This window comes from Ruegeria sp. CDSC002, assembly GCF_059610905.1.
The window spans coordinates 801,586-811,928 of record NZ_JBXWOM010000001.1 but is presented as its reverse complement, the minus strand read 5'-3'; the positions used below and the strand labels follow the sequence as shown (position 1 = coordinate 811,928).

8 protein-coding genes and 1 pseudogene are annotated in these 10,343 nt (G+C 54.6%); 6 read left to right on the top strand and 3 right to left on the bottom strand.

The window, feature by feature from the left end; translation table 11 throughout:
* The 3 genes and pseudogenes from AC2FJE_RS04060 to AC2FJE_RS04050 all read right to left on the bottom strand — a co-directional run.
* A partial coding sequence (locus AC2FJE_RS04060; protein ID WP_496760655.1) for a cation:proton antiporter domain-containing protein occupies window positions 1-716 on the bottom strand: 716 nt, incomplete at its 3' end.
* Window positions 717-914: 198 nt separating this feature from the next.
* Window positions 915-2,474, bottom strand: a complete 1,560-nt coding sequence (locus AC2FJE_RS04055; protein ID WP_496758735.1) for an acetolactate synthase large subunit — start codon at window positions 2,472-2,474, stop codon at window positions 915-917.
* A 121-nt stretch (window positions 2,475-2,595) separates the two neighbouring features.
* Window positions 2,596-2,781 (bottom strand): annotated as a pseudogene (locus AC2FJE_RS04050) (hypothetical protein); the annotation flags it as partial.
* Window positions 2,782-2,934: 153 nt separating this feature from the next.
* On the opposite strand from AC2FJE_RS04050, the gene AC2FJE_RS04045 reads away from it, so the two are divergent.
* From AC2FJE_RS04045 to AC2FJE_RS04020, 6 genes are all read left to right on the top strand, one after another.
* Window positions 2,935-3,552 (top strand): GNAT family N-acetyltransferase, encoded by a 618-nt coding sequence (locus tag AC2FJE_RS04045; RefSeq protein WP_299952068.1) that lies wholly within the window; start codon window positions 2,935-2,937, stop codon window positions 3,550-3,552.
* A 270-nt stretch (window positions 3,553-3,822) separates the two neighbouring features.
* Window positions 3,823-5,553, top strand: coding sequence for a sensor histidine kinase (locus AC2FJE_RS04040; protein ID WP_496758064.1), 1,731 nt, complete (start codon window positions 3,823-3,825; stop codon window positions 5,551-5,553).
* Complete coding sequence (locus AC2FJE_RS04035) at window positions 5,550-6,890, top strand: sigma-54-dependent transcriptional regulator (RefSeq protein ID WP_496760654.1); 1,341 nt, start codon at window positions 5,550-5,552, stop codon at window positions 6,888-6,890. Before AC2FJE_RS04040 ends, AC2FJE_RS04035 begins: the two co-directional genes overlap by 4 nt.
* A 125-nt stretch (window positions 6,891-7,015) precedes the next feature.
* Window positions 7,016-8,026, top strand: coding sequence for a TRAP transporter substrate-binding protein DctP (gene dctP, locus AC2FJE_RS04030; RefSeq protein WP_496758071.1), 1,011 nt, complete (start codon window positions 7,016-7,018; stop codon window positions 8,024-8,026).
* Window positions 8,027-8,094: 68 nt separating this feature from the next.
* Window positions 8,095-8,727 (top strand): TRAP transporter small permease, encoded by a 633-nt coding sequence (locus AC2FJE_RS04025; RefSeq protein ID WP_170716593.1) that lies wholly within the window; start codon window positions 8,095-8,097, stop codon window positions 8,725-8,727.
* 11 nt (window positions 8,728-8,738) lie between these two features.
* Window positions 8,739-10,139: a TRAP transporter large permease gene (locus AC2FJE_RS04020; protein ID WP_282168687.1), complete on the top strand. Its 1,401-nt coding sequence runs from the start codon at window positions 8,739-8,741 to the stop codon at window positions 10,137-10,139.
* Window positions 10,140-10,343 lie beyond the last annotated feature (204 nt).

Below are 10,343 nucleotides of genomic sequence, written 5' to 3'. Positions count from 1 at the left end.
GATATTGAAATCTGCGCCATTTCCCAGCGGCCTACGAAAGCCATCAGCCAAACCGCCATGCGCGCCATGAGCCAACCAGTGAGAACTCCACCTGCGATCAACAGCGGAAATTGCCCCACGGCTTCACTTAGCAATGGATCGGGTCGCCCGAGCATTACGAAGCTCATGAATAGTCCGAAAAGAGCGACCGCAGCAGCATCGTTAAGAAGGCTTTCACCCTCAATTATTCGCGACAACCTGCGCGGTGCCGAAATCGACCGGAAAATGCTGACAACCGCCGAAGGATCAGTTGTTGACACAATAGCGCCGATCAACAGGCAGGCGGCCAGCGGCAGCGTACTTGCCCAACTGAGCGCATAGCCAATGGAAAGTGTCGCAACAATTACTGCCACAACTGCCATCATCAGGATGGGCACCCAGTCATCCAGCATCCTGCGCAGGTTCATGCCGAGTGTCGCCTGAAAGAGCAGCGTTGGCAGGAAAACGTAGAGGAAGACGTCTGACCGGATCGGTAGATCGATAATTGCCTGCGCCCCCGGGTTCAGTGCATCCGTCAGGTCAGTGTCGAGAAAGAACGTCGCGCCAAGCCCGATCACTATCCCCAGGACGGCGAGGATAACGCTGTAGGGCAGGCGCATTCGCGCGGCCAGTGGTTCCGCCAAGCCAATTACAACAAAAAGCGAAGTGATGATGGTCGTAATGACGACGATATCCATCATTACTTGTTACCTGAGAACTCGAATTAATGGAATCTACCCTTCAAGCCGGATCGACCAAGTGGAATCAATGTGTGTACTTACACTCGTCCAGACTGTGCAGTTGCAGCGAATGTCAGGAATGACGGGCCGCAGTGCGACGCCAGCGCGGTGAGTGAACGGCAGGTCTGGGCCGGCCGTTTCATAAGGAATTTGTGCTCAAGATGCTGGCGGGCAGATAACTTCGATCAAGAAAGGGCCGTCACGTGATAGCCCCGCAGAAAGGGCTTTCACAAAGCTATCGGTGTCTTCAATTCGTATTCCGGGAACACCATGCCCTTTAGCGAGCGCAACCCAATCAAGCGTTGGGTTTTCCACATCAAACATTGCCTCCGCATTCTTGCCAAAACTCTCAACACCGACATTTGCCAGCTCATCCCGAAGGATTTGATAGCCGCGGTTGGCAAATACAATCACCGTAACGTCCAGGCATTCGCGCGCCATGGTCCACAAAGACTGCAACGTGTACATGGCTGATCCATCGCCTGTTAGAGCAATTACTTTTCTGTCTGGACATGCAATTGCTGCGCCGGTTGCGCACGGTAGGCAAAGCCCTATCGCACCACCAGTTCCCCCAAGCAAGTCATGTGGTCGCGCGGTTGCAGTCGGAGGAATGACGTGAAACCCAGACGTCACGGATTCATTGCAAACGATAGCATTCTCGGGAATGAGGGCCGCTAACGCCTGGCCGACTTTCGCTAGGGTGAGATCTCCGGTTGGGATTGGAGGCAGGTCGAGAGCGTATGTGTTCAGCTGTGTCTTACTCGAAACACCAACCGCGTCTGCCAGTGTTTGAAGAGTCCAGGCAATATCATCCGTTGGAGCACACAGGCTTGAAACCGCGCAACCGGCGGGCTCGGGTGTGCTCGGTTTGCCCGGGTATGCAAAGAAGGCAACGGGTTGGTCGGCGCCGATCAAAGTGATTGACGAGGTCTGTTCAAGCTGAGCGATCTTGGGTGCAATTGGGTAAACAAGTTGATCCAATTTGGCAGCCCCGGCCCCCTTCGAAATTCGAGGGATTAGAGTATCCGCCAACAGGCGGCATCCGGTTTTGACGGAAATTTTTCCAGCCAGTACACGAAGTGGACCAAAAAGCGCGGACCCACCTATCATCAAAGCCGCGTTTGCAGTTTTTAGATGCATGGCTGCGGCCTCGATGTCTTCCAAGGAAGGACGATGAAGTAGTTGGGGCAGAATGCTATTCGGCGCAGCGCCAGTCGCTGCATCCCAAGCAGTATCGGCGGGAAGAATAAGGGTGGCGATCTGGCCGTTTTGAGATCGGGCGGCCTGGATGGCTGCGGTCCCGTCCGATGCAACGCTTGTGGCCTGATCAGAAACTCGTGTCCAATGGCTTATGGCCTGACTTACGCCAATAACATCGCCCCTGAGTGGGCTTTCATAGCGTAGGTGATGTGTTGCGTGATCTCCCACCACGTTCACGATCCCGGACCCTGATTTCCGGGCGTTGTGTAGATTGGCAAATGCGTTGCCTAGCCCCGGTGCAAGATGCAGCAGAGTGCCGGCGACGTCCCGTTTCATGCGGTAGAAGCCATCAGCAGCGCCCGTCGTTCCACCTTCGAAAAGGCACAGAACACAGTTCATCTCGGGATGTCTATCAAGAGCCGCAACAAAGTGCATTTCAGACGTGCCTGGATTGGCGAAAACCGTATCCACACCGTCGTGAAGAAAGGTTTTGACTAACGATTCTGCGCCGTTCATTCGATCACCGCCAACTCTGATTTCAACGCACTTTATGGGAGAGACAACCCAAAAGTAACTGAAAAAGCTTTCGATGATGTGCAGGCCGTCAATCGTCATCGATGCCCTCGCCCGTAAGACATGCCATGTTGAACAACGCGAAATCGCGGTGGTTTTCGGCCAGTTCAAGTCGAACTCGGGTCGCCCAGACATGCTTGGGTTTTGGCGGCCGCTTCTGACCGACGATACGTCCTTTGTTCCAGGTTGGGCGAAGCGCGCGAACGGCAGGTAAGTTTGGGTTTCCATGACTGATCCTCCGATCCGCCATGCCCTCCCACAACGACAACCCGACATTGACGAGAGACAACATTACAGGATGCTGCGTCGCCTCAGAGGTCTGCTGGGAGGTCGACGTAGCCATCCATCGTTGCTTGAGCAGGACAATAAATTGCGCATTTGACAACAAGTATTTGCGGCCCACATGCTGAAACGTGAAAATCGAGGTGTAACGACCAAAGGTAATTTCATGTTTAGATCATCAACCCGAAGTGAAGCAGAAAGTTTGTTAAGCGGACTTGCTCTTGGATTTTCTGCCGACCCATTCATGCGTTGGCTGTATCCTGAACCTGCCGATTTCCTTACCCACTTCCCGCGCGTAATGGACTTCTTTGGAGGGCGTGCATTTGAACAGGGTAGCGCGTTTCGAAACGATGATTTTACTGCCGGCGCACTTTGGCTTCCGCCAAGCATTCACCCTGACGAAGAACGGCTTGTCGCCTGTTTTGAGCAGACGGTCTCATCAGAAAAGCATGATGCGTTGTTCGAAACCTTCGGGCAGATGGACAATTATCATCCCGATGAGGACTGCTGGCATTTAGCTTTTATTGCGGTCGATCCAATTCGCCAAGGAAAAGGGTTGGGGTCCGCGTTGCTTGAATGCTGCCTCAAACGTTGTGATGAAGATGGAAGACCTGCTTACTTAGAGTCGACAAACCCTACAAATCTATCGCTGTATAAGCGCTATGGTTTCCAAGAGATGGGTCTAATAAAAGCCGACCAAGCCCCACCCCTGTTTCCGATGTTTCGAGCCGCCCAATAGAGAGAGATCAAACGGCTGCATTGTCTGCGATCTGTGAGTTTGACAGGCTTCCTAACTCGCCGCTGCAACGAATGGCGGCAAAGAGGGCTGCGACCGCAGCAATTCGGTTGGCTACTGGATGTTGGCTGTGGCCCGGAACGTTAACTTAACTTGCCATAAAGACCCTGACAGCCTTATTGGGCCTGAAAACTCACACTTAGGATTAGAAGTCCCGGGATGGACGGCCAAAAAATGTTGTGATCCTATGCTGACGCAGTTTATGAGCAATTAATGCGGTCAACTTCGCTTATTGTCATCTTTTTAGCGGCCATTGCAGCGAGCATTGGCCTTAATCTGGTGTCATACCAATACTTCCTTTCGGAGGAGCTTTCGAAAGCGCAGGGCCGACTTTCTCTCTATCAAAGTTCGGTTAACAGCGAACTCGAACGGTTTTCCCACTTCACATATGTGCTTTCACAAGACTCCTATGTCATTGGAACGGCCGAAGGTGACGGCACGGGAATATTAAACCGACGGCTCGAAGATTTTGCGGCGCGGGCGGGACTGGATGCGATCTACCTGATGGACGAGGACGGGATCACGATTTCCGCATCGAACTACCGCGACACTGAGAGCTTTGTTGGCCAGAACTACGCATTCCGCCCGTATTTCCAAACTGCCATTTCCGGTGAACAAGGCCGCTTCTATGCCATTGGGGCAACGACTGGCTTGCCGGGCTACTTCATTTCCAACGCGGTGCTTGACGATCACGGAGCTTCAACTGGAGTCATAGCTATCAAGATCGACTTCTCGGACCTTCAGGACAGTTGGAAAAATTCGGGCGAACAGGTTTTGTTGGCCAATGAGGACGGTGTTGTTCTTCTGTCCTCTAACTCTGATTGGCAATACCGCGTGCTGACGCCATTGTCGGAACAGCAACAAGAACGGATTCAAAACGCAAGACAATTTCCGGGGCAAGACTTAGATCCATTGGATTGGGCTGAGTTGCCGGGGGATCGGGCCAGAATTGCGGGGACGAAGCGGTTGCATCTTGCAGCAGCAAACTTACCGCATGGGTGGTCGCTTCACTATTTCGCAAGCGATGATCGGGCCGTCGCGCGAAGCTGGCTTGTGACCGCGCTTTTTGTCCTTTTGGCAGGGCTCGCATTCACTTTTTTTCAGGTACAACGTGCACGACGTGTAAGCGCGGCCTTGGCGCGGTCTGAACAAGAGGAATCGATGTTGCGCGAAGCGAATGAACGGCTCGCGATCGAAGTCGAAGACCGCAAGTCAGCCGAACGGCGCCTCAAACGCACCCAAGGCGAATTGGAGCGTGCAAGTAGACTGGCGGCCCTTGGACAACTCTCGGCGTCAGTAACACATGAACTGGGCCAACCAATCGCCGCCATGCGCAATCATTTGGTTGCGGCAGAGATCGGATCTCCGGTTGAAACCAAACTATCGCGAAAAATCGGAAGCTTGGTTGACAGGATGGAAGGGATTACACGCCAATTGCGGTTCTTCGCGCGCTCAGAGAGCGAGGCTTTCGCCGACGTAAACCTGTGCGCTTCAGTTAATGCCGCGTTGGCTCTGGTTGCGCCAAACATCGAGCAGTGTAAGGCAAAAATCTCAGTTGATGCGCCGACCGGTCCGGTTTTTATCCGGGGCAGTGCACTGCGGATCGAACAAGTCATCACTAATCTTTTGCGCAATGCCATAGATGCTACGGATGAAGCGGATGCGCCTGAAATCCATATCGCTGTCACGGCTTCTGATGATGAGGTCGTGTTGGAAATTCAGGACAACGGTCACGGGTTGGGCGAGGCAACGCTGGCTGAGTTGCAAGAGCCATTTGTAACCACAAGAGAGAGCGGGAAAGGCATGGGTTTGGGACTGGCCATTTCCACCAGCATTGTCAAAGATCACGATGGCAAGATGACGGCCCGAAATCGTGATGGCGGTGGAACAGTTTTTCGTGTCACCTTCCCGATGGCCTCGATGACTGAAGAAATGAACGAATGACCCAGCAGCAACCTTTCAAAGTTCTGGTCGTTGATGATGACAAATCGATGCGACAATCGCTTGTCGAGTTGCTCGAAGCCGCCGGCTGGACTGTTAGCGCCCTGTCGCGCGCGACCCACGTGACGGAACATCTGGCCAACGCCTCGCCCGATGTCATTTTGTCTGATGTGCGTATGCCCGGCATGTCGGGCCTTGAATTGCTGGCCAGCCTGGATAGGCATGTGGCGCCTCCAGTAGTTTTAATTTCGGCACATGGTGACATCCCGATGGCGGTTCAGGCCATACAGGACGGGGCGTATGGGTTTATCGAAAAGCCATATGAACCAAGGCGATTGCTTACGGTGCTGAGACACGCGGCTGAACAAAACCGAATGCGAAAAAGCAATGCCCGCCTCAAAGACCGGCTGTTCAAACTGTCAGGCCTTGACCGCATCCTGCTGGGACAAACAGACGCCATTACAGACTTGCGACAAGATGTACTTGATCTTGCTGATACTTCGGTTGCGGTTTTGTTGCAGGGGGATACCGGCACCGGGAAAGAGCTGGTTGCCCACGCTTTACATGATTTGGGCCGCTCGCCGGAAGCACCGTTTCTTGCGCTGAACTGCGCCGCGTTATCGGCCGATACGTTTGAAGCGGAAATGTTCGGCGTCGCAGGTGAATCTGACGGAAGGCTTGTGGCAGCATCGGGTGGTACCTTGTTTCTGGATGAAATCTGCTCGTGCCCACCAGCGGCGCAGGCCAAGCTACTAAGGGTCATCGAAGATCAGCAGGTGCTGCCGGTGGGGGCTGTGTCGCCGGTGCCAGTAAGTTTCAGGGTCGTGTCAGCAACCAACGAAGACGTTGTACTGGCAGCCGAGGAAGGCCGCCTGCGTCAGGACCTTTTGTTTCGATTGAATACTGTTGTCCTGTCTTTACCTCCACTACGTCAAAGACGGGATGATCTGGTTCTGTTGGCGACACATTTCTTGAACGAATTTGCGCAGGTTTATGAGATAGACGCGCCAGAACTCGATCAGGACGATTTGGCCGCTCTGCTTGCACATGATTGGCCTGGCAATGTGCGTGAATTGCGCCATGTCTGCGAACGGCGCATTTTGGCGGCCCGAAGGGGAGGGGGGTCAGTGGCACAGGCTATACACAGCGATCAGCACCTCGACGAAGTGCCGGATACGCTGCGCGAAGCGGTTGCTGCTTTTGAACGTGAACTCGTCGGCAAAGCCATCAAGGCGCATAAAGGCCGCATGGATGCCGCCGCCGAAGCGCTTGGGATTGGCCGCCGGACGCTCAACGAAAAGATCGTAAAACTCGGTCTCGATAAAGAGGCGCTGTTGTAGGAGAAATCACTCTGCGGATATCCGCAGGGCCTCCGAAACTTCGCGCGCATTTTCCTTCATAGGCAGGCTGCTGCGCATCCTGAATACTCTGCCCAAACACATTGCGTGATCTGGGAGGAGCCATTATGCGCAAACATCTTAACCGGGCGGCCATTGCCGCCCTGTCGCTGACCGTTGCATCCGAAGCACTGGCTGTCGAATGGAACGTTTCCCTGTGGGGCAAGCGTCGTGCCTTTACCGAACACGTCGAGAAACTGGCCGAACTGGTAAACGAAAAGACGGGCGGTGAGTTCACTCTGAACATCAGCTATGGCGGCTTGTCGAAGAACAAAGAAAACCTCGATGGGATTTCGATTGGTGCGTTTGAAATGGCCCAGTTCTGCGCTGGCTATCATCGCGACAAGAACCCCTCGATCACGGTTCTGGAACTGCCGTTTCTGGGCGTGACATCCCTCGAACAGGAAGTCGACTTGTCAATGGCCGTTTATCAACATCCGGCCGTTGTCGAGGATCTGGCGCGCTGGGACGCGACTCTGCTGATGCCGTCGCCGCTACCGCAGTACAACCTTGTTGGCGTCGGTGACGCGCCGAAATCCTTAACCGATTTCGAAGGTCTGAGTGTGCGCGCCACCGGCGGCATCGGTAAAGCGATGGAGACGGTTGGAGCAGTTCCGACCTCGATGTCTGCGTCCGAAGTGCGTCAGGCCATGGATAGCGGCATCGTCAAAGCTGTCAGCTTTGCACCACACGCACATATGTCCTTCGGCACCATTGAAAATGGCACGTGGTGGACGACGAACCTCAACCCCGGCACCGTCAACTGCCCAGTCGTGGTGAACACGCTGGCGCTGGAAGACTTATCTGACGAACACCGCGAAGCTCTGCTGGGATCGGTGGAGGAGGCATTGGATCACTATGTGAGCCACTACCAGACCAAAACGATGGAAGCGTGGGGTCCTGAGCTGGATCAACGCGGCATCGAACGGGTCACTTTCAGCGATGAAGAAGTCGCGGCGTTTAAAGAAGCCGCTGCCGCCCCCGCGGCCGAGGCCTGGATTGCAGAAAACACCGAGCGTGGCCTGCCAGCACAAGAGCTTTATGACCTTGTGACTGGGAAGATCGCAAACGGCAGCTAATCCACTCACAACCCGGCGTCGGCCAAGCTGGCGTCGGGTGCCCTTTCCCCTGACAGCGGAGTACAACGATGGCCGGGTCATCCCAGGTGCTGTCTGACGACAGCCGTCTCAGCATTCTCGATCAACATCTCTACAAACTGGAGAGCTTTCTGGCCTTGATCAGCGGTCTTGCAGTTTTCTCGCTGATGGTCATGGCCGTAGTCTCCGTTGGTGGTCGGAATTTCGCCAATGCGCCACTTCCTGGTTACGTGGACTGGATCGAGCAGGCCATGCCGTTAATCGCTTTCATGGGAATTTCCTATGCGCAGCGTGATGGCGGTCATATCCGAATGGACATGGTTGTTGGAGCGCTTAGGGGCCGGACGCTCTATATCGTTGAGTTCATCACGACAGCTGTCATTCTGGCGCTGATCGTCTTGCTGATCTGGGGGAGCTGGGCGCATTTCGCACGTAGCTTTGACTTTGGTGCGCCACTCTGGAGCCGCGACAGCTCTATCGACATAGGTATCCCGTTGTGGCCCGCAAAGCTGTTGGCCCCCGTCGCCTTTAGCGTGCTTTGCCTAAGGCTTGCCCTACAGCTCTGGGCCTATGGGCGCGCGATCCGGCATCCCGATCAAGCACCTATTGCCGTCCCACTAATAGCCGATGCAGCCACTCAAGCTGCAATGGAAGCCGAGCACGTCTCGGGCCACGACAACTGAGGTTAAATCTGATGGAACCCATTGATATTGGCCTGATCGTGTCGGGCGGTATGCTTGTTCTTGTGGTGCTGGGGATGCGCGTGGCCTTTGCCGCCGCGACAGCAGGCATGGTTGGTCTGATCTGGATCTTCTGGGCCAAGTTTGGGTATGATCCGGCGCGGTTCGGCAAGGCAGTGACTGTGGCTGTCAAAACAGCGGGGCAGGTGCCGCACTCCAAGATTTCAAGCCAAGCGTTGAGCCTTATCCCGACTTTCATCCTGATTGGCTACCTCGCCTATTACGCGGGCCTGACCAAAGCACTGTTCGAAGCCGCAAAGCGTTGGCTGGCATGGGTCCCCGGTGGGCTGGCGGTTTCGACCGTTTTCGCAACCGCTGGGTTTGCGGCGGTATCCGGGGCCTCGGTCGCCACATCCGCTGTGTTCGCCCGTATCGCCATCCCCGAGATGCTGAGGATCGGCTACGACAAGCGTTTTGCTGCAGGTGTCGTCGCTGCAGGCGGTACGCTTGCCTCGCTCATTCCGCCTTCGGCCATTCTGGTCATCTACGCGATTATCGTCGAGCAGGACGTGGGCAAACTGCTGTTGGCGGGATTCATCCCGGGCATGTTCTCGGCTGTGATCTATGGCTTGCTGATCATTGGCATGGCTGTTGTGATCAAAGACTTTGGTCCCGCAGTCTCAGGCTTTACATGGAAAGAGCGTTTCATGTCTCTTCCGCCCGCACTGCCGATCTTGTTTGTCGTCGTTACCATCATCTTCTTTGTCTACAACCCATTCGGAGGCGATGCTTGGGGCACGCCAACCGAGGGTGGCGCAATCGGTGCCTTCGTTGTCTTTCTGATGGCGCTATATCAGGGCATGCGCTGGTCCGAACTTAAAGACGCCTTGCTGGAGACGGCCAAGCTTAGCGTCATGATCTTTACCATCATCTGGGGCGTGTTAGTTTACGTCCGGTTCTTGGGTTTTGCTGAGCTGCCCATCGCGTTCTCCGACTGGATCGTCTCGCTCGAGATGTCGCCAATGCTGATCCTGATCTGCATCCTTCTGGCTTATGCCGTTCTGGGCATGTTCATGGATGCGATCGGAATGTTGTTGCTGACGTTGCCGGTTGTTTATCCCGCGGTCATGGCTCTGAACGGTGGCGAGGCCGTAAGTGCGGCCGACAGTACCTTCGGGATGTCCGGCCCGATGTGTGCAATCTGGTTCGGTATTCTGGTCGTAAAAATGGCGGAGTTCTGTCTAATTACGCCACCGATCGGATTGAACTGCTTTGTCGTCGCCGGCGTGCGCGATGACCTAAGCGTCCAAGATGTTTTCAAAGGGGTAACACCCTTCTTTCTGGCGGATGCAGCGACGATCGCAATGCTCGTTGCCTTCCCGGCGATCGTTCTTTGGTTGCCTGGACAGGTTTGAACGTTATGGGAATTGCTACAGGTCGAAACACGCTTGTTTTTGAAATCTAATGAACGTTCGAACATCATGACATAAGATAAAAATCTCGCGAGACTTTTCAAATACGGCGACTGAGTCGCATGCGGACAGTCAATTTGAGTTGCCCTTTGGCTTTCGGAGTTTTGATCCGACGAAGCATGAATTGTCTGCGAATTTGAAAATGCA

Excerpts from the sequence above, each read along its gene's own strand:
- dctP (WP_496758071.1), top strand. The coding sequence starts at position 7,016 with ATGCGCAAACATCTTAACCGGGCGGCCATTGCCGCCCTGTCGCTGACC.
- AC2FJE_RS04035 (WP_496760654.1), top strand. The coding sequence starts at position 5,550 with ATGACCCAGCAGCAACCTTTCAAAGTTCTGGTCGTTGATGATGACAAA.
- AC2FJE_RS04055 (WP_496758735.1), bottom strand. The coding sequence starts at position 2,474 with ATGAACGGCGCAGAATCGTTAGTCAAAACCTTTCTTCACGACGGTGTG.
- AC2FJE_RS04045 (WP_299952068.1), top strand. The coding sequence starts at position 2,935 with ATGCTGAAACGTGAAAATCGAGGTGTAACGACCAAAGGTAATTTCATG.
- AC2FJE_RS04040 (WP_496758064.1), top strand. The coding sequence starts at position 3,823 with ATGCGGTCAACTTCGCTTATTGTCATCTTTTTAGCGGCCATTGCAGCG.
- AC2FJE_RS04020 (WP_282168687.1), top strand. The coding sequence starts at position 8,739 with ATGGAACCCATTGATATTGGCCTGATCGTGTCGGGCGGTATGCTTGTT.
- AC2FJE_RS04025 (WP_170716593.1), top strand. The coding sequence starts at position 8,095 with ATGGCCGGGTCATCCCAGGTGCTGTCTGACGACAGCCGTCTCAGCATT.